The sequence below is a fragment of the Streptomyces sp. NPDC008139 genome (assembly GCF_042957025.1).
Classification (GTDB): Bacteria; Actinomycetota; Actinomycetes; order Streptomycetales; family Streptomycetaceae; genus Actinacidiphila.
The window spans coordinates 270,220-289,825 of sequence record NZ_JBIBHM010000005.1 but is presented as its reverse complement, the minus strand read 5'-3'; the positions used below and the strand labels follow the sequence as shown (position 1 = coordinate 289,825).

Annotated in this window: 18 protein-coding genes and 1 pseudogene; 10 read left to right on the top strand and 9 right to left on the bottom strand. The window is 73.7% G+C overall.

Features of this window, described 5'->3' with window-relative positions; genetic code table 11:
* Positions 1-108: 108 nt before the first annotated feature.
* Positions 109-1,005, bottom strand: a complete 897-nt coding sequence (locus ACFZBB_RS12610) for a DUF3027 domain-containing protein (RefSeq protein ID WP_391120573.1) — start codon at positions 1,003-1,005, stop codon at positions 109-111.
* 259 nt (positions 1,006-1,264) lie between these two features.
* On the opposite strand from ACFZBB_RS12610, the gene ACFZBB_RS12605 reads away from it, so the two are divergent.
* The 4 genes from ACFZBB_RS12605 to ACFZBB_RS12590 all read left to right on the top strand — a co-directional run bounded on the left by ACFZBB_RS12605 (position 1,265) and on the right by ACFZBB_RS12590 (position 4,897).
* Positions 1,265-2,644 carry an MFS transporter gene (locus ACFZBB_RS12605; RefSeq protein WP_391120571.1) on the top strand — a complete coding sequence of 460 codons (1,380 nt, stop codon included), beginning with the start codon at positions 1,265-1,267 and terminating at the stop codon, positions 2,642-2,644.
* 153 nt (positions 2,645-2,797) lie between these two features.
* Positions 2,798-3,289, top strand: a complete 492-nt coding sequence (locus ACFZBB_RS12600) for a hypothetical protein (RefSeq protein ID WP_391120569.1) — start codon at positions 2,798-2,800, stop codon at positions 3,287-3,289.
* Positions 3,290-3,360: 71 nt separating this feature from the next.
* Complete coding sequence (locus tag ACFZBB_RS12595) at positions 3,361-4,023, top strand: futalosine hydrolase (RefSeq protein WP_391120567.1); 663 nt, start codon at positions 3,361-3,363, stop codon at positions 4,021-4,023.
* On the top strand, positions 4,013-4,897 hold the full coding sequence (locus ACFZBB_RS12590; RefSeq protein WP_391120565.1) for an MqnA/MqnD/SBP family protein: 885 nt from the start codon (positions 4,013-4,015) through the stop codon (positions 4,895-4,897). The genes ACFZBB_RS12595 and ACFZBB_RS12590 overlap by 11 nt, the downstream gene beginning before the upstream one ends.
* 155 nt (positions 4,898-5,052) lie before the next feature.
* Here ACFZBB_RS12590 and ACFZBB_RS12585 read toward each other — a convergent pair whose 3' ends face one another.
* Entirely contained in the window at positions 5,053-5,436 is a 384-nt protein-coding gene (locus ACFZBB_RS12585) for a cold-shock protein (protein WP_033173507.1), read from the bottom strand.
* Between the two features lie 165 nt (positions 5,437-5,601).
* Here ACFZBB_RS12585 and ACFZBB_RS12580 point away from each other — a divergent pair, with 165 nt between their 5' ends.
* Positions 5,602-5,850 carry a hypothetical protein gene (locus tag ACFZBB_RS12580; protein ID WP_391120563.1) on the top strand — a complete coding sequence of 83 codons (249 nt, stop codon included), beginning with the start codon at positions 5,602-5,604 and terminating at the stop codon, positions 5,848-5,850.
* Between the two features lie 58 nt (positions 5,851-5,908).
* Here ACFZBB_RS12580 and ACFZBB_RS12575 read toward each other — a convergent pair whose 3' ends face one another.
* Together ACFZBB_RS12575 and ACFZBB_RS12570 are read right to left on the bottom strand one after the other, a co-directional pair.
* On the bottom strand, positions 5,909-6,562 hold the full coding sequence (locus tag ACFZBB_RS12575) for a haloacid dehalogenase-like hydrolase (RefSeq protein ID WP_391120561.1): 654 nt from the start codon (positions 6,560-6,562) through the stop codon (positions 5,909-5,911).
* 409 nt (positions 6,563-6,971) lie between these two features.
* Positions 6,972-7,985: a hypothetical protein gene (locus ACFZBB_RS12570; RefSeq protein WP_391120559.1), complete on the bottom strand. Its 1,014-nt coding sequence runs from the start codon at positions 7,983-7,985 to the stop codon at positions 6,972-6,974.
* Positions 7,986-8,111: 126 nt separating this feature from the next.
* Here ACFZBB_RS12570 and ACFZBB_RS12565 point away from each other — a divergent pair, with 126 nt between their 5' ends.
* A complete protein-coding gene (locus ACFZBB_RS12565; protein WP_391120557.1) occupies positions 8,112-10,640 on the top strand; it encodes a helicase-associated domain-containing protein in 2,529 nt (842 codons plus the stop codon).
* Here the strand turns inward: ACFZBB_RS12565 and ACFZBB_RS12560 are convergent.
* Both ACFZBB_RS12560 and ACFZBB_RS12555 read right to left on the bottom strand, forming a co-directional pair.
* A complete protein-coding gene (locus tag ACFZBB_RS12560; protein WP_391120556.1) occupies positions 10,603-11,640 on the bottom strand; it encodes a VanZ family protein in 1,038 nt (345 codons plus the stop codon). The genes ACFZBB_RS12565 and ACFZBB_RS12560 overlap by 38 nt on opposite strands.
* A gap of 116 nt (positions 11,641-11,756) precedes the next feature.
* Positions 11,757-11,876 (bottom strand): annotated as a pseudogene (locus ACFZBB_RS12555) (LPXTG cell wall anchor domain-containing protein); the annotation flags it as partial.
* Between the two features lie 19 nt (positions 11,877-11,895).
* Here ACFZBB_RS12555 and ACFZBB_RS12550 point away from each other — a divergent pair.
* The 3 genes from ACFZBB_RS12550 to ACFZBB_RS12540 all read left to right on the top strand — a co-directional run bounded on the left by ACFZBB_RS12550 (position 11,896) and on the right by ACFZBB_RS12540 (position 14,859).
* Positions 11,896-12,360 (top strand): hypothetical protein, encoded by a 465-nt coding sequence (locus ACFZBB_RS12550; protein WP_391121145.1) that lies wholly within the window; start codon positions 11,896-11,898, stop codon positions 12,358-12,360.
* Between the two features lie 172 nt (positions 12,361-12,532).
* The gene (locus ACFZBB_RS12545) at positions 12,533-14,179 is read left to right on the top strand and encodes a DNA repair helicase XPB (protein ID WP_391120554.1); all 1,647 of its coding nucleotides are present in this window, start codon (positions 12,533-12,535) and stop codon (positions 14,177-14,179) included.
* 368 nt (positions 14,180-14,547) lie between these two features.
* On the top strand, positions 14,548-14,859 hold the full coding sequence (locus ACFZBB_RS12540; RefSeq protein ID WP_391120552.1) for a hypothetical protein: 312 nt from the start codon (positions 14,548-14,550) through the stop codon (positions 14,857-14,859).
* An 83-nt stretch (positions 14,860-14,942) separates the two neighbouring features.
* Here ACFZBB_RS12540 and ACFZBB_RS12535 read toward each other — a convergent pair whose 3' ends face one another.
* The 3 genes from ACFZBB_RS12535 to ACFZBB_RS12525 are packed head-to-tail and all read right to left on the bottom strand — an operon-like array spanning position 14,943 to position 17,013.
* Complete coding sequence (locus tag ACFZBB_RS12535) at positions 14,943-15,419, bottom strand: hypothetical protein (RefSeq protein WP_391120549.1); 477 nt, start codon at positions 15,417-15,419, stop codon at positions 14,943-14,945.
* The gene (locus ACFZBB_RS12530; protein WP_391120547.1) at positions 15,416-16,783 is read right to left on the bottom strand and encodes a glycosyltransferase 87 family protein; all 1,368 of its coding nucleotides are present in this window, start codon (positions 16,781-16,783) and stop codon (positions 15,416-15,418) included. Before ACFZBB_RS12530 ends, ACFZBB_RS12535 begins: the two co-directional genes overlap by 4 nt.
* Positions 16,784-16,842: 59 nt before the next feature.
* Complete coding sequence (locus ACFZBB_RS12525; RefSeq protein WP_391120545.1) at positions 16,843-17,013, bottom strand: hypothetical protein; 171 nt, start codon at positions 17,011-17,013, stop codon at positions 16,843-16,845.
* Positions 17,014-17,478: 465 nt separating this feature from the next.
* Between ACFZBB_RS12525 and ACFZBB_RS12520 the strand changes: the two genes are divergently transcribed.
* On the top strand, positions 17,479-19,593 hold the full coding sequence (locus ACFZBB_RS12520) for a HelD family protein (protein WP_391120543.1): 2,115 nt from the start codon (positions 17,479-17,481) through the stop codon (positions 19,591-19,593).
* Positions 19,594-19,606: the final 13 nt, after the last annotated feature.

Below are 19,606 nucleotides of genomic sequence, written 5' to 3'. Positions count from 1 at the left end.
CCGGGCCCCTGTCGGGGCGACCGTACCGCCAATGGGGCCGCGCCCGCGCGGCGGTCGCCCGCACGGGGTTCCCCGCCGCCCCCGGCCCACCCGCCGGGGGTACCGCGGCTACGAGCGGCCCGGCCAGTCCGCTTCGGCGGCGTCGTCGTCCGCCGGGGACACGCGGCCGGGGTGCAGGGAGACCTGCTCGGTCTCCTCCATGTCGTCCAGGACCATCGGCGGCGGCGTGGGGGTCTTGGGCATCACGGCGGCCTCGGAGTGGCCGCCGCAGCCGTAGGACAGGGAGACCAGGCGGCCGTCGGCGGGCGAGAACTCGTTGGCGCAGATCCCGAACGCCTGGCTGAGGGAGCCCTTGATCGCGACGAGGAAGCCGCAGCTCACGCAGTTGGCGGGCGCGGCCTGGGCCATGGGCGTCTTGGCGCCGAACTGCTCCTCCCAGCGGTCGGCGGCCGCGTGCAGGCCGTAGCGGGAGAGCACCCGCGGCCGTCCCATGCCGATCTCGGCGGCGACCGCGGTGATCGTCGCGGGCGTGGGCACCACGAAGTCGGCGTCGGCGGGGTCCGCGGCGCCCTCGGGGGCCGGGGCGTCGGCCGACCCGTCGGGGAAGCCCGGGAAGCGCTCGTCGTCCTCACCGGTCCACCCCGGCTCCAGGCGCAGGTCGTCGGCCTCGGTGGGCAGCAGGTCGCCGGGGCCCATGTCGCCGGGCCGCAGCCGCTCGCTCCACGGCACCCACTCGGGCGCGAGAATCGCGTCGTCGCCCGGCAGCAGCACCGTCTCGTCGATGGTCACGACCTTGGCGCGGGACGCCCGCGTGAGGGTGGTGGCCCAGCGCCAGCCGCGGTAGGCGGGCTCTTTACAGGCGAAGTAGTGGGTGACGACGCGGTCCCCCTCGGCGACGACGCCGAGGTGCTCGCCGACGGACTGCGGCCCCGCCGCCTCCTCCGTCACAGCCAGCGCGACATCGACCGCCTCGGCGCACAGGCGGTCAGGGGTACGGCTTCGCATCGCAGCACTCACAGAAATCGTTTCTCTCTCTACGCCGTCTCACGTGTGCGCCGCGACGCGACGGACCCGACGCGGAAAACCGGGGCGGAGCGGACCTGTGGACCGCTTCGACGCCTTGGTTTTCTGCCTTCGTGGCCCTGCCCGAGCGTCTTCGGGCGCACCTGTTGTCACCCATTCTGCGCGATCGCACGCTACCTGTGCGCACCACGTGCGCAAAGGAGGGGGTGCGTGGTCTTCCGATTGGGGCAGGATTGCTGTCGTGGCACGAACGGTGACTGCGGGCCCAGGGCCCGTGCGCAGGGCCGGACGCGCCCTCGCTAACGGCGTGGGGCGGTCCGGCGGTGCCTTGCGCCGTCGTATCAGGCGTACGACACACGCGGGCGGCGCGGGCGAGTCGGGGCTGGCGAAGCTGATCGAACTGCACGCCGTGAACTCGGCGGGCGACATGTTGATCACGATCGCGCTCGCGAGTTCGGTGTTCTTCTCGGTCCCGACCGGACAGGCCCGCGGCCGGGTCGCGCTCTACCTGCTCGTGACGATGGCGCCGTTCGCGCTCCTGGCCCCGGTGATCGGTCCGCTGCTCGACCGGCTCCAGCACGGCCGCCGGGCGGCCATAGCGATGGCGATGATGGCGCGCGGCGTGCTGGCCTGGACGATGGCCGGGGTGATCAGCACCGCGGGCCTGGGCCTGTATCCGATGGCGTTGGGCGTCCTGGTGGCGTCGAAGGCGTACGGCGTGGTGCGAAGCGCGGTGGTGCCACGGCTTCTGCCGGACAGAACGACACTCGTGAAGGCCAATTCACGGGTGACGCTGGCGGGTCTGCTCGCGACGGCCATCGCCGCGCCGGTCGGCGCGGGGCTGCACGCCATCGGCCCGCAGTGGCCGCTCTACGGCGCCTTCGTGATCTTCATCATCGGCGCGCTGCTGTCGATGTCGCTGCCCTCGAAGGTCGACTCCTCGCGCGGCGAGGGCAAGGTCCGGCTGTCGGCCGACGAGGAGGCGCCGCCTGAGCCGTCGGGGATTCCGGGCAAGCGGCCGAGCCTGCTGGGCGTCGGCTCCTCGGTGCTGCACGCCCTCCAGGGCAACGCGGGGCTGCGCTCGCTGTCCGGCTTCCTGACGATGTTCCTGGCGTTCATGCTGCGCGAGCATCCGCTGGGCGGCCTCACCGCGGCGGCCTCCCTGAGCGTCGTGGTCGTCTCCGCCGGCGCGGGCAACGCGCTGGGCACGGCGCTCGGCGCGTGGCTGAAGGCGCGCGGCCCCGAAATCATCATCGGCAGTGTCCTGATCTGCTCGCTGACGGCGACGATCGCCGCGGCCACCTGGTACGGCCTGGTCACCGTCGCCGCCGCGGCGGCCGTCGCGGGCATCTCGCAGGCCCTGGCGAAGCTGTCGCTGGACGCGCTGATCCAGCGCGATGTGCCGGAGTTGGTGCGCACCTCCGCCTTCGCCCGCTCCGAGACCGCCCTCCAGCTGTCCTGGGTGGTCGGCGGCGGCCTGGGCATAGTGCTCCCGCTCAACGGCCAGCTCGGCATGTCGGTCGCGGCCTGTCTGGTGCTCGTGGCGTTCGTGGTGTCGGTACGCGGCCTGTTCGGCTCGGCGCGGCGCGGCGGCAACACGGCGTCGGCACGGGTGGCGTAAGGACACCGCCCGTACGCGGTACGGGCCCTGGCGTACGCGGCGGGGATCCGGCCGTAACCGGTACGGGTGTACGGCGGCGGTGATCGTCGGGCCGTCGCGGGACACGTCCCACCCCCGCGCAGCCTGGGGGCAACAGCCCGGTAGCCTCCTGCCATGAGCATTCGCCGCGCTGCCACCACCATCGGTGCCGTCTCCCTCGGGCTCGTCGCCCTGACCGCCTGCGACAAGCCGACCCCCCTGGCAACCGTGACCGTGGGCACCCGGTCCGTGACCGCGGAAGCCGTGGACAAGTGCTACGCCCACGGCAAGCTGCTCCCCCAGACGATCTTCGAGGCGTGTCTGACGGCCGCCCCCAAGCACCACCTCACGGTCGGCCTGGGCGACCAGGTACGCATCGGCGTCGACCCGAAGCTGGCGAAGAAGGGCTGGCTGCTCGCCAACGGCACCCAGCTCGTCACGCAGGAACTGCTCAAGAACCAGACGTACTGGACGCTCGACAGCGGCACCCTGTTCACCGTGCAGGACCAGCAGACCGGCCAGTCCACGCAGGTCAAGGAAGTCACCTTGAACATCGTGGAGTCCGGCGACCTGACGGGCCGCAAGACGTACGGCATCTGGAAGATCAAGCTCGTCCGCGGCAAGTGACACCCGACCGCGCCGCCGGTCCCGCGCCCGGCCCGGAACTGGGTCCCGCGCCTTACGGCAGGCTCCTCGTCGTGACCGCGGTGGACGCGGAACGCGCGGCCGTCGAGGCCGGGCTGAGCGCGGCGCCACCGCCCACCGCCGTGACGGCGGACGTGATCGCCGTCGGTGTGGGTCCGGCGGCGGCAGCGGCGGGCACGGCCACCGCGCTGGCGCTGGCCGAGGCGGCGGGCGCGCCGTACGGCCTGGTGGTCTGCGCCGGGATCGCGGGCGGTTTCGCGCCGGTCGCGCCGGTGGGCCATGTGACGGTCGCGGAGACGGTCGTGGCGGCTGACCTGGGCGCGCAGACCGACGAGGGCTTCGTACCGGTCGTGGAGCTGGGTTTCGGCACCTCTGAGCACCGGCCGCCCGCGCGGCTGAGCCGGGGCGTGGCACGGGCGCTGGGCGCGGCGTACGGCCCGCTGCTGACCGTGAGCACGGTCACCGGCACCGGGGAGCGGGCCGCGGAGCTGAGCGGCCGTCACCCGGGCGCCGTCGCGGAGGCGATGGAGGGCTTCGGGGTGGCGGAGGCCGCCGCGGCGCGCGATGTGCCGATGCTGGAGATCCGCGCGGTGTCGAACGCCGTCGGCCCCCGTGACCGCGAGGCGTGGCGGATCGGCGACGCGCTGGCGGCCCTGACGGTGGCGTTCGGGAAGCTCCCGGCCGCCTTGGAGGTTGAAGCCACACATGACGACTGACACCGCGAACACGGGCCCGGCCGGGGCCCCGCACGATGCCGCGCTGCGGATCGCGTATTCCCCCTGTCCCAACGACACCTTCGTCTTCCACGCGTGGGCGCACGGCCTGGTGCCGCAGGCGCCGCCGCTCGACGTGACCTTCGCGGACATCGACATCACCAACGGGATGGCCGAGCGCGGCGAGTTCGACGTGCTGAAGGTGTCGTACGCGGTGCTGCCGTGGGTGCTGGACGAGTACGCGTTGCTGCCGTGCGGCGGGGCGCTGGGGCGCGGCTGCGGGCCGCTGGTGCTGACCCGGGAGCCGGGCGCGGACCTGGCGGGCAGGACGGTCGCGGTGCCCAGCGAGCGGTCGACGGCGTATCTGCTGTTCCGGCTCTGGGCGGCGACCGAGGTGCCGGGCGGGGTCGGGGCGATCGTGGTGCTGCCGTTCCACGAGATCATGCCCGCGGTACGGGACGGCCGGGTGGACGCCGGTCTGGTGATCCACGAGGCGCGCTTCACTTACCAGAACTACGGCCTGCACAAGCTCGCGGACATGGGCGAGCACTGGGAGGCGACGACCGGGCTGCCGATCCCGCTGGGCGCGATCATCGCCAAGCGCTCGCTCGGCAAGGAGCGGCTGCACGCGCTCGCCGAGTCGGCCCGTACGTCGGTACGGATGGCGTGGGACGACCCGGAGCCGTCGCGCGACTACGTGCTGGAGAACTCGCAGGAGATGGACCCGGCGGTCGCGGACCAGCACATCGGGCTGTACGTCAACGAGTTCACCGCCGATCTCGGCGAGGACGGATACGCCGCCGTACGCGGACTGTTGACGCGGGCCGCCGCCGAGGGACTGGTGCCGCCGCTCGCCCCCGACGCGCTCGCATTCTGACCGAGATTTTCGTCGGGTGGCCGGAATTCACCGTGCCCGTTGCGCACTTGCGCACTTCGGCAGTTGCGTACATCGGCACTTCGCCGCTTTACCGGAAGGCGGGCTTCCGGCAAAGCGGCGCTAAAAACGGTCAACTTCCATACGTCATAGCAGACTCATACGTCGAGCTGATCGGCGACAACGCGCAGTACGGAAGCGATCTTGTGTCCGTGCGCCTTGTCGGGATACCGGCCGCGCTGGAGGGAACGCGCGACGTCTTCGAGCAGCGTGGTGAGGTCCTGGACGATCGGCAGCAGCTCATCGGGTTTACGGCGCTGTGCCGCCGCGACCGAAGGAGCGGGATCCAGAAGTGTCACCGAAAGCGCCTGATCACCGCGCTGTCCTGCGACGACGCCGAATTCCACGCGCTGGCCGGGCTTGAGCGCAGCGACTCCGTCAGGCAGCACCGACGAGTGCACGAAGACGTCGCCGCCGTCATCGCGGGAGAGAAAGCCGAAGCCCTTCTCGCTGTTGAACCACTTGACCTTGCCGGTAGGCACGTCCGACCTCGTCCTCATTGCTCGAAACGACTCTGAATAAGACTTCAGCGGGTCCATCGGAGACCCGCTGGCACCAAGGCTAATGGCCTGGTGCTGTGTGACAAGACGCCAAGGTCCCGTTCCCCGGCCGTTCGACCGCCCCCTGAACGGATCTACCCTTGTCCGGTGAGCAAACAAACCATGGGCGCCGGTGACCTCCTGGTCCGTGTCGGCGCGATCGTCTTCCTCGTGGGCGCGGTCGGCACTCTCGTCACCGTCGCGCCGCTGCTGCTGGGCACGCATACGCTGCCGACGCCGGCGTATTTCGTGTCCATGCTGATGGGCGTGGGTATGGCGGTGGCGCTGTGCGGGCTGCTGAGGTCCGCCCTCGCTCAGCGGCAGACCGCACGGGAGCGGGGCGCGGCCGGTTCCTGAACCGGCCGCCGGGTTCTCCCGCCGAATCCGGCGGCGGCTTCCGCCGCCTCCGGTGCGCTCAGGCCGCCGCGGACGTGTGGGCCGCGAACCAGGCCGGAAATTCGGTGAGATCGTCCAGGACGACATCGGCTCCGGCCGCCCGCAACTCCGCCGCGTCGCACGGGCCCGTGGCCACCGCCACCGACAGCGCGCCCGCTTTTCGCGCGCCGCGCACGTCCCCGACGTGGTCGCCGACGTACACGCTCGCGCCGTACTCGATCAGCGCCTGGGCCTTCTGCTCCGCCCACAGCCAGCCGCGCACCTCGGCCTCGATCCCGACGTGCGCCAGGTGCAGTTCCGCGTTGGGCCCGTACTTCGCCGTCACCACCACCGGCCGCCCGCCGCCCGCCCGCACCGCCGCGACCGCCTCCGCCGCACCGCGCATCGCGGGCGTCGGCGCGATGGCGTGGTCCGGATACAGCGCCCGGTACAGATCGCCGATCTCGGCCACGCGCTCCGCGGGGAACCAGTTCGCCAGTTCGTCGTCCAGTGGCGGGCCCAGCCGCGTGACCGCCAACTCCGAGTCGATCCACACACCGGTCTCCGCCGAGAGCCGGTCGTACACGGCCTTGATCCCCGGCCGGGAGTCGATGAGCGTCATGTCGAGGTCGAAGCCCACCGTGAGGGTGGGCCGGGGCAGTACGGGGCTGAGGTCGCTGGTCACGCCCCCCATTCTCCCCTGCCGGGTCAACCCGATTTTTGTCCCCGTAGGGGGCGCGGGGAACCGCGCGGCCAGCCGTCGCGGCGGTGCACTGTCCGCACGGCGGGTTCGTGCCCCGAAGGGGCGCTGGGGGCACCTCCCAGCGGTAGCTGGGGGAGGAACTGCGCGGCCCGCCCCCACCGACCGGTGGTCGGGACACCACCGAATTGCCCCTCTGGGGCCGGTGGTGACCTGCGGGAGCATCGTGGCTGAGCGCGCAGTTCCCCGCGCCCCTAAAAGATCGGCCCGCCGCCCAGCGCAAAGGGACCGACCGGGGCCGCGCCCCGGAAGACTCGGCCCGCCGCCCGGCGCATAGGGACCGACCGGGGCCGCGCCTCGGGGAGAACCCGCCTTCGCAAGGGGAACCGACCGGAGCGGAGCCCTAGGCGCGGCGGCGGGCGCGGAGGATCAGGTAGAGGGCGGAGCCAACGGCGGCGACGCGGACCGCGAAGGGATAGGCGTCCTGGAAGGCGTGGCCCATCTGCCCCTGGGCGATGGGATCGCCCCATTTGCCGGTGTCGCGCCCCCAGACCCAGACGACGAGCCCGAGGGCGGCGGCCCCGGGAATCCCGAGGATGCCGAATTTGGCCTGGCGGCGGGTGAGTTGGCGGGAGAGATAACCGGCGAGCCAGCCGAGGCCGAGGGGAATCCAGGAGCCGATGACGGCACCCGCGACGAGAAGGGCGGCGGCGAGCAGGAGCAGCGGGCTGCCCCAGGTGACGGTACGGGCGGCGCGGCGGCGCGGCAGCCAGCGGCGGCGCGGACGGGCGGCGACCTCCTCCTCGTACTCGGCCCCCTCCTCGACCTCTTCCTCGACCGGCGCACGCGCCGCTCCGGGCCTGACCCTGGCCCGGGTGTCACCGTCGTCGTCCAGGTCCTCGTCGTCGAAGGGGATGAAGACGCCGCCGGTCATACCGGGCAGGCCCGTGAGTTCGTCACCGGCCCTGAGGTGGCCGTCGCGGCGCTCGTCCCGGTCCCACCAGTCGTCCTTCTTTCCCGCGCCCTTGCCGCCGCCGCCCTTGCCGCCGCCGGCCTTCTCCGTACCGTCCCTGCCCGCCGTCTTCCGCATCGAGGGCACGCCGTACGGGCCGTAGGGGCCCCCGGCGGGCGCGGACGGGGACGAGGGCGGGGCCGGGACCTCGGGGCCGGCGGCGGCGCCGGACGAGGCGGCACCGGAGCCGCCGGCCGCGGCCTCCACGACGGCGTCCGGGCTGCCGATCCGGCCCAGGATGCGGCGGACGGTCGCCGGGTTGTCGCTGTCCTTGCGCTCCCGGTCGATGTCGGTGCGGAGCTGCGCGACCAGCCGCATGCGCTGGGAGGCGGGCAGCGCGGTCTGCGCGAGGTCGCCGATCCGGCTGAGGTAGTCGAACACCATCTGGTCGCTCTCGACACCCACCGCCAAGCCCCTTTGTCCGCGCCCGTGTCCGACCCTGCACCGACCGTACCCGCCCGCCGTCACCGCTGTCCTCATCCGCGGCCGCCATCCATGGCCGCCGCGCCGAGGGGGGCTAATGTGGAACGGATGACGACCGGAGGGCAAGGATCTGTCCCGCGCACGCTCGCGGAGGACCTGCGCGCACGTGACGACGAGGCGCTGGGGCGGCTGCTGCGCGCCCGGCCGGACCTGCTGAGCCCCGTACCGAACGACCTGACGCAGCTCGCGACCCGCGCCTCCACCCGTACGTCGGTGGTCCGCGCGCTGGAGCACCTGGACCGCTTCACGCAGCAGGTCGCCGAGGCCCTGGCGGTGACGCAGGACCCGTGCTCGTACGGGACGCTGCTCACGCTGATGACGGGCGGCCCCGAGGGCACCGGGCACGCGGAGCCGCTGGACGCGGAGCTGGTGGCCGCGGTGACGGCCGCGCTGCCGCGCGCGGTGGACGTACTGCGGGCGCGGGCGCTGCTGTGGGGCCCCGACGACCGGCTGCGGCTGGTGCGCACCGCGCGGGACGTGCTGGCGCCCGCCGCCACCGTGCCGTCCGCGACCGGCCTCGGACCCTCGGTGAGCGAGGCGACCTCGGGCATGTCGCCCTCCCGGCTCCAGGAGATCCTGGCCGACGCCGGGCTCGATCCGACGCACGACCCGATGAGCGCGGTCACCGCGCTGGCCGGACTCTTCGCGGACCGCGACCGCACGGCGGCGCTGCTGGACACCGCGCCGGACGGGGACGCGCGCAAGGTGCTCGACCGGCTGGTGTGGGGGCCGCCGTACGGCGAGGTACGGGACGCGACCGTGCCGGTGCGGGCCGCGGACGCGGTGACGCCCGTGCAGTGGCTGCTCGCCCGCGGCCTGCTGCTGCCCGCGGGCCAGCACAATGTGCTGCTGCCGCGCGAGGCCGCGCTGAGCCTGCGCGGCGGCCGGGCGCACCGTACGCCGGAGCCGCTGCCGCCCGCCGTCGCGCCGGTGCCGCGTACCGAGCGGACCGTGGACATGACGGCGGCGGGGCAGGCGTTCACGGCCGTCAGCACGGTCGGCGAGCTGCTGAAGGAGTGGCAGACCGGCGGTCCTTCCGTCCTGCGCGCGGGCGGCATCAGCGTCCGCGACCTCAAGCGGACCGCGACCGCGCTGGACCTGACCGAGGCGCAGGCCGCCTTCTGGCTGGAGCTGGCCTACGCGGCCGGGCTGATCGCGACGGACGGCGAGCTGGACGAGGCGTACGCGCCGACGCCCGCGGCCGACGAGTGGCTGCTGCTGCCCGCGCAGGAGCGGTGGGCGACGCTGGCCGCCGCCTGGCTGACGGCGACGCGGACGCCGGGCGTGGTCGGCAGCAAGGACGCCAAGGGCCGCGCGCTGTCGGCGCTCGGCCCCGACCTCGACCGGTCGCTCGCGCCCCGGGTGCGCCGCCGCACGCTGCGCGTCCTCGCCGATCTGCCGCCGGGCTCGGCGGCGGCCCCCGACGAACTGCTGGCCCGGCTGCGCTGGGAACGGCCGCTGCGGCCCGGCGCGGACGCGCTCCGCGCCGACCTGCTGCGCTGGACGCTCCAGGACGCCGAGAATCTGGGCCTGACCGGGCGCGGGGCGCTCGCCGCGCACGCCAGGCCGCTGCTGGGCGGCGCGGGGACCCGCACGGCGGCGGAGTCCGCCGCGGCGGCCGGTGCCGCGGCCGGGCTGCTCGCGCCGCTGCTGCCCGAGCCGCTGGACCACGTGCTGCTCCAGGCCGACCTGACGGCGGTTGCGCCGGGGCCGCTGATGGCGCCGCTCGCCGAGACGCTCGGGGTGCTGGCCGACATCGAGTCCAAGGGCGGCGCGACGGTCTACCGCTTCACGCCGGAGTCGGTACGGCGCGCCCTGGACGCCGGGCGCACGGCGGCGGAGCTCCAGGACTTCCTGACCTCGCACTCGCGCACGCCGGTGCCGCAGCCGCTGAGTTACCTGATCGACGACGTGGCGCGCAGGCACGGCACGCTGCGGGTGGGGGCCGCGTCGGCGTATCTGCGCTGCGACGACGACGCGCTGCTGACCGAACTGCTCGCCGACCGGCGCGCGTCGGGCCTCGGGCTGCGCCGCCTGGCGCCGACGGTGCTCGCGGCCCAGTCGGAACCGGCCGTGCTGCTCGACAAATTGCGCGCGATGGGCCTGGCCCCGGCCGCCGAGTCCGCGGACGGCGATGTGCTGATCACCCGCGCCGACGCCCGCCGCACCCCGCCGCGTACGCCGCCCACGCCCGTCACGGACGGGCCGCCGGTGCCCGCGGGGGCGCTGCTGGGGGCCGCGGTGAAGGCGGTCCGCGCGGGCGACCGCGCCTCGACCGCCGTACGCCGCTCGCCCGACTCCGCGGTGTCCTCAACCGCCGCCGGGAGCGGGGACGGCGGCCTGCCCCGTACGCCCGCCGCCGACACGCTCGCCACCATGCAGGCGGCGGTGCTGAGCGGCGAGTCGCTGTGGATCGGTTACGTCAACGCGGACGGCGCCGCCAGTCAGCGGGTGATCGCGCCGGTACGGGTCGAGGGCGGCTATGTGACGGCGTACGACCACACCGTGGACGAGGTGCGCACCTTCGCGCTGCACCGGGTCACGGGCGTTTCGGAGCTGGCCGACGACCCGGCCTGACGCGCGCCCGCACGGTCCCTTCCGGCCGCACGATCCCTTCCTGCCGTACGCCCCGCCGGACGTCCCGGCGCCCGTCCCGGCGCGGTCCGCTGTCCGGCCGCCTGCCCTGCCACCAGTGGTGGCGGCGCGGGTAGAGGGCGCGGCCGAGGCGCAGGCCCAGCAGCAGGTAGCCGATGAGGGCACCCGCGGTGTTGAGGATGACGTCGTCGATGTCGAAGGACCGGCCCACGATGATGACGCCCTGGGTGGTCTCCACCATCAGCATCACCAGACCGGTCAGCACGCCCACCCTGAGCAGGCCGCGCGCCTTCGGGAACAGCATCGGCAGCAGGATTCCGAAGGGCACGCCGAGCAGGATGTTCCCGCCGATCTGCTTCACCGCGTCGCGCGTGCTCGGCCCGTTGAGGTAGGCCCTGATCGAGTGGCCCGGATGCAGATTGGAGTGGATCAGCGAGACGGACGCCGGTGACGGCACCAGCGTGACCTTCGCCAGCGCCACCGCGAAGGCCACCATCCCGACGATCGCCGCCGCCAGCACCACCACACGGGCGAGCGTCGCGCCCCACGAACGGCGCTGCAGCAGGGGGACGTACGGCTCCTCGACCGGCTCGGGCTCGACGACGGGCGCGGCCTTGGGCTTCGGCCCGAACCTGGACCTCAGCGTGGGCCTCAGCTCGGGCTCCGGGGTCGCCTTCGGACCGGCCTTGGCGGCCGGGGGCGCGGCCTTCGTCCAGGGCCAGGTCCGGGCGGGCGGCGTGTCCCGAGCCGTCGTCCGGGCCTTCGGTGCCGTCTTCGCGGGTGCTTTCGCCGGTGCCTTCTTACGGGTCAGGGCCTGGGCCTTGGTACGCGGCTGGGCGGCCTTGCGTACGGGGGTGCGTGCGGGCTTGGCCGCGGACTTCGCCGTGGGGGCCGGGTCCGCCGTGGCCTTCGACGCCTTCGCCTTCGGCCCGTCCTTCGGTTCCTTCGACGCCGCGCGGAACAGCGCCATCCTCACCGCCATGAACCCTTGCCCCCCTCGGATAGACACCGTCATGGCGGCGCATACCCGCGACCGGCCGCCGTACGCCGTCCGCACACGACGACTCGACGGCCGATCTCCTTGGGCGGCAGGGGACTTCAGCCGTGGCGGCCCCTGCGTCGCGTCGCCGCGACGAGCAGCCCGCCCGCTCCCAGCGCCCCGGCCGCCGCCACGGCCAGCCACGCGGTCTCCGCGCCGGTGTGCGGAAGCTGCCCGGGAGGCGAGGTCGGAGGTGACGTGGGCGGGGCCGTCGGAGGCGTCGTCCAGCCCGTCGTCGGCGGCGTCGTGGGCGGCGTGGTCGGAGGCGTCGTCCAGCCCGTCGTCGGCGGGGTGGTCGGCGGCGTGGTCGGAGGCGTCGTCCAGCCCGTCGTCGGCGGCGTGGTGGGCGGGGACGTGGGAGGCGACGTGGGAGGCGACGAGTACGGCGGGGTCGTCGGCGGGCACGACGTGCTCTCGCTGGGCGACGGCCACCCGGTGTCGGGGGCGGACGACCATCCCGTATCGCTGTACGAGGGCCCGTCCGCGGGGCTCGGGGCCGCGCCGGCCGCCGAACCGGGGAGCAGCAGCCCGGCCGCGGCCATGACCGCGGCGCCGACGACGGCTGTGGAGGCCGCGACGGCCCGCAGCTTCCCCCGCTCACGCGGGTCTGCGGGGGGAAGCGCGGGGGGAGGAGACAGTGGGTTGTCCATAGCGGGCAGATAACAGCAGGTCGGGTGCGACGCGCCGGTCGCCACGTACGCGATCGGCGCAGCTTCGCTCGGATGGCGAACGGTTGCGCGCAGGGTTGGCCGCCATCGGGGTGAACCGCGACACGCGGTCTTGACCGCCATTCGCAGTACACTTCTCTGTTCGGTCCCGTCAGCGGAGGTAATGCGTGTCCTGTCTCATCGTGCAGAGCGACAAAACGCTCCTCCTGGAGGTCGATCACGAGCAGGCGGACGCCTGCCGCCGGGCCATCGCGCCCTTCGCGGAGCTGGAGCGCGCCCCCGAGCACATCCACACCTACCGGCTGACCCCGCTCGGCCTGTGGAACGCGCGGGCGGCGGGCCACGACGCCGAGCAGGTGGTGGACGCGCTGGTCGAGTACTCGCGCTATCCGGTGCCGCACGCGCTGCTGGTCGACGTGGCCGAGACGATGGACCGCTACGGGCGGCTGCGGCTGAGCAAGCACCCCACCCACGGCCTGGTGCTGACCAGCACCGACCGCCCGGTCCTCGAGGAGATCCTGCGCTCGAAGAAGATCCAGCCGCTGGTGGGCGACCGGATCGACCCGGACACGGTGCTGGTGCACCCCTCCGAGCGCGGCCAGATCAAGCAGGTGCTGCTCAAGCTCGGCTGGCCCGCCGAGGACTTCGCCGGTTACGTGGACGGCGAGGCGCACCCGATCGAGCTGGACGAGACCGGCTGGGCGCTGCGGCCGTACCAGCGGCAGGCCGTGGAGAACTTCTGGCACGGCGGCTCCGGTGTCGTCGTGCTGCCCTGCGGCGCGGGCAAGACGCTGGTCGGCGCGGGCGCGATGGCCGAGGCCAAGGCGACCACGCTGATCCTGGTGACGAACACCGTCTCGGCGCGGCAGTGGAAGAGCGAGCTGATCAAGCGGACGTCGCTGACCGAGGAGGAGATCGGCGAGTACAGCGGCACCCGCAAGGAGATCCGGCCGGTCACCATCGCCACGTACCAGGTGCTGACGACCAAGCGGAAGGGCGTCTACGCGCACCTGGAGCTGTTCGACTCCCGCGACTGGGGTCTGATCCTCTACGACGAGGTACACCTGCTGCCCGCGCCGGTCTTCAAGTTCACCGCCGACCTCCAGGCCCGGCGGCGGCTCGGCCTGACCGCGACGCTGGTCCGCGAGGACGGCCGCGAGTCCGACGTCTTCTCCCTCATCGGCCCGAAGCGGTTCGACGCGCCCTGGAAGGAGATCGAGGCGCAGGGCTACATCGCGCCCGCCGACTGCGTCGAGGTCCGCGTCAACCTCACCGACTCCGAGCGGCTCGCCTACGCGACCGCCGAGCCCGAGGAGAAGTACCGCTACTGCGCCACGACCGCCACCAAGCGGCGCGTCACCGAGGCGCTGGTCGCCCAGCACAAGGGTCAGCAGACCCTCGTCATCGGCCAGTACATCGACCAGCTCGACGAGTTGGGCGAACACCTCAACGCCCCCGTCATCAAGGGCGAGACCACCAACGCCCAGCGCGAGAAGCTCTTCGGCGCCTTCCGCAACGGCGAGATCTCCGTCCTGGTCGTCTCCAAGGTCGCCAACTTCTCCATCGACCTCCCCGAGGCCACCGTCGCCATCCAGGTCTCCGGCACCTTCGGCTCCCGCCAGGAGGAGGCCCAGCGCCTCGGCCGCGTCCTGCGCCCCAAGGCCGACGGCCACGAGGCCCGCTTCTACTCCGTCGTCGCCCGCGACACCATCGACCAGGACTTCGCCGCCCACCGCCAGCGCTTCCTCGCCGAACAGGGCTACGCCTATCGCATCATCGACGCCGACGGCCTCCTGGAAGGCGAGACGGCCTAGACCGGTTCCGATCTCCGAGGCCACGAAGGGGATCTCCGCATACGCGGGCACGGCGGCCGACGGCCAGGGAGAGGGCGGTGAGGAGCGCTTCATGCCACACGGGACTCCGCTCACCGCGCTGAGGGACGCCGTCGCCACCGGACGCGACCAGTACGAGGTGCGGCTCACCTCTCCGGGCCTGAGGAAACTCGCCGCCTACGCCTATGTGGCCGAGCAGTTCGGCTACCGGTACGCGGGCCCGGCGCCCGGCAGCCCGCTCGATGAACCAGCCGCTGATGACCTTCCGGCGGAGCCCGGAGTCGGGGGATCTCGCCGCGCGGACCGCGGCCCGGTATCCCGACCCGGCCGGGGGCGGTCCGCTGCCGGGGATGGTCGAGGGACGCGGGCTGCGGCCCGCGAAGTCGGCGGCGGGTGACGTGCGCCTGATCCATTCGCGGATGGTCGTCGACGCGTGCCTTCGCTACAGCCGGCGGGCGCTGAAGAACATCCTGGTGCTGCTCGTCGTCATAGCGGTCGTCCTCTTCTTTCCCGGATACACCGTGCGTCACGTCCTCGTCGGCGCGGGCGTATGGCTGGCTTTCTTCGCCGTGTACCTGATCGGGCTCGGCATCGCGCGGCTCAGACTCGCGCGGCATCGGAACCGCTTGGCGGCAAGCGGAGTCCAGTGGCCGCCGCCGTAGATCCGGGCGGCGGGCGGGAGTCCGCGGCAGCGACTGCCCCCGCTGAGAGCTGCCGTGCGGGCCCGGCGTCATGACGACAGCGCTTAGCCGGCGGCGGGGAGGTGGAAGTAGATCAGGAGGGTGGTGACGGCGAGGAGCGGGGCGGCGAGGGAGGCGACGGCGCGGGTCGTGCGGTGGCGCAGGCGCCAGGGGAGGACCCAGGACACGACGAGCGCGACGACGGCGAGCAGGAGGACGGCGGGGGCGACCAGGAGCATGGTGGTCAGCGCCTGGCAGCCGTTCGGCGTGCAGGAGTCCGTCGCCATCGGGGAGAACATCGCGATCAGGCCGCAGAAGGCGATGACCGGGCCGCCGAGGACGGTGGCGATCAGCGGGGCGACGTAGGCGCGGCTGTCGTGGTCCGGCGGCCTGAAGCGGGGCACGAAGGCAGGCATGACGGGGGCGGGGCCGTAGGCGGGGCTCTGCCGGACCTGCGGACGGACGCCCGCGCCGTGCTGCCACTCGTGCGGCTGCGGCGGGCCGTACGGGTCCTGCGGGACGTACGGGCGGCTGTTGGTCATGTCATCCATTCAACGGACCGGGCGGCCGGGCCAGATCCGGCGTCGTACTCAGGTCGGCGTGGGCGGGTACTCAGGGCGGTGCCGGCCAGCAGGGCGAGGCCGAGCAGGGGGTAGGGGGCGGCGAGGGGCTGTTCCCACCAGCGGAAGTGCAGGTCGCGGTCGCCCTGGTGCGGCACGAGCCACATGCTGCGGCCGTAGAAGACGGCGGCGCAGCCGAGGAGCGCGGCGCAGCGGCCGAGCAGGACGGCGGGGCGCGGACCGCGCGACCGTGCCGTACGGGAGCCGGGGCCTGGGCCGCTGCCTGGGCCTGGGCCTGGGCCTTCCGCGGACAGGCGCGTGGCCAGGAACGTCAGGAGGGGCACGCACCAGACCCAGTGGTGGGACCAGCTCACCGGCGAGACCAGCAGCGCGGTGACGGCCGCGCAGAGCAGGCCGAGCGCGGGCCGGCCGCAGCGGTGGGCGCGGGCGGCGACGGCGAGTCCCGCGGCGGCGGTGAACAGGGCGGACGCGGCCCAGAGCAGGCCGGGGGCCGGGGTGTGCAGGACGCGGGCGAGCAGACCCTGGAGGGACTGGTTGTCGACGATCCAGACCTTGCCGACCCGGTCGGTCTCGTAGAGCCGGGCGGTCCAGAAGTCCAGCGAGGCGCCGGGCAGGACGGCGAGCCCCAGGGCCGCGCTCGCGGCGAATCCGGCGGCGGCGCGGCCCGCCTCCCGGCGGCGGCCGGTGAGCGCGAGGTGCACGGCCAGCAGCGCGGGCGTGATCTTGACGCCCGCCGCGAGGCCCAGCGCGAATCCCTTGCCGCGCGCGCCCTCGGGGCGGGTGAGGTCCCACAGGACGAGGGCGACGACGGCGAGGTTGATCTGCCCGAAGACCACCGTCTGGAAGACGGGTTCGAGCCAGAGCGCGCCCGCGGTGCCGAGCAGGACGGGCGCCGCGTACCGCCGGGACCGTACGGCGTCGGCGGCGGCGGCGGTCCTGGTGTCCGCGGCCAGCCGCAGGGAGAGGCGGACGAGGGCGGCCAGCAGGGCCAGATTGGCGGCGACGCAGGCCGCGCGGGCGGCCGACAGCGGGAGCCGGGCGACCGGGGCGAAGAGCAGGGCCGCGAAGGGCGGGTACGTGGCGGGCAGGCGCCAGCGTGTGACGCGGAATCCGTACAGGTCCCGGCCGCCGAGGACGGCGGCGCCTTCGGCGCGGTAGACCTGAAGGTCGGCCATCGGGACCGGGCGGCAGAGCCACCAGGCAGCGAAGAGGGCGAGGGAGAGCGCGAGCGCGGCCAGCGCCGGCGCGGTCGTGCCGGAGAAGCGGGCGCTACGGGGACGGCGAGGGTCGGCGGGGCGCGCCGGGCCGAGCGCGGGAGCGGTCACCGCGGCGACAGTAGTGGACCTGCCCGCCGGTGATCGTCAAGGCGGCGCGGGGCCGCCGCTCAATAGCGCTTGCCCTCGTTGCCAAGCAGCACCACTTCGACGGCCGTGACGGCGAAGACACGGACCGCGCGCAGCGTGCTTCCCAGCAGGTGGCGGGGGTGATCGGGGCGGGCACCGAGAGCGGTGCCGCCGTGGACGGTGGGACCTGGGGCAACGGTGGAGGTGGTCATGAATCCACCGTACGAAATCAGGCATACGGCCTACGTCGGGCTCAGGGCGTAACTCTCACGCTCCGTGTCCGACTCTGGTCTGACACCGGACCCTGACCCGGGTATCAGGGTCACCCCTGAGGCCCTACGGCCTGCGGCTCCCCCGGGCACCCCGATCCCCCGCGCCGACCGCGCCCCGCCAAAGCCCCGACCGGGACCCGCCCGCACCCCGCCCGGGACGTGCCCGCCCCGTGTCCCCGCCGCGCCCGCACCCCGCCGAGGCCCCGCCCGCGCCGCGTCCCCGCACCGCCCGGCCGCGGGTCGAACGGGGGGTGAAATCCATTCGCGGCTCCCCGCGCGGACGCGTATGATCGCCGGTCTTGCCGCCTCCCCACGGGAGTGCCGCCGGCCGGACGGAAACCGGTCGGCTCGTCGCCTCGCCGACGACCCCTCGCGTACGCACTCGTATCAGCCGGAGGCAAAGCCGTGCCCTCGCACGTCCCGACCCAGGGCAGCAGCCCCAGCCCGCAGGACAGCACCGACCACTCCCCCGACCCGCTCGGCAGGGAACGCTCCCACCTCGCCTCGTCCCGTACAGCGCTGCGCGCCATGCGGCACGACGTGGAGTCGCTCGACATCACGGACGTGACGGGAAACTGGGTCAACGCCAAGATCCTCGCCGCCGAGATCGACGACCGCATCAAGGCGCTCTCCGACCTCGCCGACACCCCGCTCTTCTTCGGCCGCCTGGACTACCTGCACGCGCCCGGCACGGAACTGGCCGAGGGCGCGACCGGCGAGCAGTTCTACATCGGCCGCCGCCATGTGCACGACGCGGACGGCGACCCGATGGTGATCGACTGGCGCGCGCCGGTCTCGCAGCCCTTCTACCAGGCGTCGCGCCGCAAGCCGATGGACGTACGGCTGCGCCGCAGGTTCGGCTACACCGGCGGGGACCTGACCGCGTACGAGGACGAGTACCTCACCGACCCGCCCGAGGGCGCGGCGGATCCGGGGACGTCGAGCAAGCTGCTCCAGAGCGAGATCGAACGGCCTCGCGTCGGCCCCATGCGCGACATCGTCGCCACCATCCAGCCCGAGCAGGACGAGATCGTCCGCGCCGACATCACCGGCAGCGTCTGTGTGCAGGGCGCGCCCGGCACGGGGAAGACCGCCGTCGGCCTGCACCGGGTCGCGTATCTGCTGTACGCGCACCGCGAGCGGCTGGCGCGGACCGGCACGCTGGTGATCGGGCCGAACCGGTCCTTCCTCCAGTACATCGAGCAAGTGCTGCCCGCGCTGGGCGAGTTGCAGGTCAAGCAGGCCACCGTGGACGACCTGGTGGCCCATGTCGAGGTGCGCGGCACCGACTCGGCGGCGGCGGCCACCGTCAAGGGCGACGCGCGGATGGCGGAGGTGCTGCGACGGGCGGTGCGGTCCGGCATCCGGATGCCCACCGAGCCGGTGATGGTGGTGCGCGGCTCGCGGCGCTGGCGGGTCCCGGCGTACGAACTGGAGGAGATCGTCAAGGAGTTGGCGGCCCGCGACATCCGGTACGGCGCCGCGCACGACGCGCTGCCGCAGCGGATCGCGCACGTCGTCCTCGTACAGATGGAGCGCTCGGGCGAGGCGCCGGACGACCGCGTGCAGGACGCGGTGGCGCGAACTCCCGCCGTGAAGGCGGCCGTCAAGGCCTGCTGGCCCGCGGTCGACCCGGCCAAGACGGTGCTGCGGCTGCTGTCGGACCCGGAGTTCCTGGCCGAGGCGGCGGACGGGGTGCTGGACGCCGAGGAGCAGCGGACGATCCTGTGGGCGAAGCCCGCGCGGGGGCTGGCGTCGGCCAAGTGGTCAGCCGCCGACGCGGTGTTGATCGACGAGGCGTACGACCTCGTGCAGCGGACGTCGTCGCTCGGGCATGTGGTGCTGGACGAGGCGCAGGACCTGTCGCCGATGCAGTACCGCGCGGTGGGGCGGCGCTGCTCGACCGGGTCCGCGACCGTGCTCGGCGACCTCGCGCAGGGCACCACGCCCTGGGCCACCGGCTCGTGGGCCGAGGCGCTGGGCCATCTCGGCAAACCGGACGCCCGCGTCGAGGAGTTGACGGCCGGTTTCCGTGTGCCGCGCGAGGTGATCGCGTACGCCACGCGGCTGCTGCCGCAGATCGCGCCGGGCCTCGCGCCCGCCACGTCCGTCCGTGAGGCGGCCGGCACGATGTCGGTACGGGCCGTCGCCGCCGACGCGCTGGACGCGGCCGTGCTCGCGGCCTGCGACACGGCGCTCCGGCACGAGGGGTCCGTCGGCCTGATCGCCGCCGACCCGCGGATTCCCGTACTGGCCAGGGCACTTGACGCCGCCGGAATCCAGTACGTCTCGCCCGGCGAGGAGACCTCCGCCGAGGCCCGCGTCACGCTGGTGCCCGCGTCCCTGGCCAAGGGCCTGGAGTACGACTACGTCGTGCTCGACGAGCCCGCGGACATCGTGGCCGCCGAGCCCGACGTCCGCACCGGCCTGCGACGCCTGTACGTCTGCCTCACCCGCGCCGTCTCCGGCCTCGCGGTGCTGCACACCGCGCCGCTCCCCGAGGCCCTGGCCTCGGTCTAGGGCGCGTCCGCAC

Bases quoted from the DNA above. Each gene is read 5' to 3' on its own strand.
- ACFZBB_RS12610 (WP_391120573.1), bottom strand. From the start codon at position 1,005: ATGCGAAGCCGTACCCCTGACCGCCTGTGCGCCGAGGCGGTCGATGTC.
- ACFZBB_RS12600 (WP_391120569.1), top strand. From the start codon at position 2,798: ATGAGCATTCGCCGCGCTGCCACCACCATCGGTGCCGTCTCCCTCGGG.
- ACFZBB_RS12590 (WP_391120565.1), top strand. From the start codon at position 4,013: ATGACGACTGACACCGCGAACACGGGCCCGGCCGGGGCCCCGCACGAT.
- ACFZBB_RS12575 (WP_391120561.1), bottom strand. From the start codon at position 6,562: ATGGGGGGCGTGACCAGCGACCTCAGCCCCGTACTGCCCCGGCCCACC.
- ACFZBB_RS12565 (WP_391120557.1), top strand. From the start codon at position 8,112: ATGACGACCGGAGGGCAAGGATCTGTCCCGCGCACGCTCGCGGAGGAC.
- ACFZBB_RS12560 (WP_391120556.1), bottom strand. From the start codon at position 11,640: ATGGCGGTGAGGATGGCGCTGTTCCGCGCGGCGTCGAAGGAACCGAAG.
- ACFZBB_RS12540 (WP_391120552.1), top strand. From the start codon at position 14,548: ATGGTCGAGGGACGCGGGCTGCGGCCCGCGAAGTCGGCGGCGGGTGAC.
- ACFZBB_RS12535 (WP_391120549.1), bottom strand. From the start codon at position 15,419: ATGACCAACAGCCGCCCGTACGTCCCGCAGGACCCGTACGGCCCGCCG.
- ACFZBB_RS12525 (WP_391120545.1), bottom strand. From the start codon at position 17,013: ATGACCACCTCCACCGTTGCCCCAGGTCCCACCGTCCACGGCGGCACC.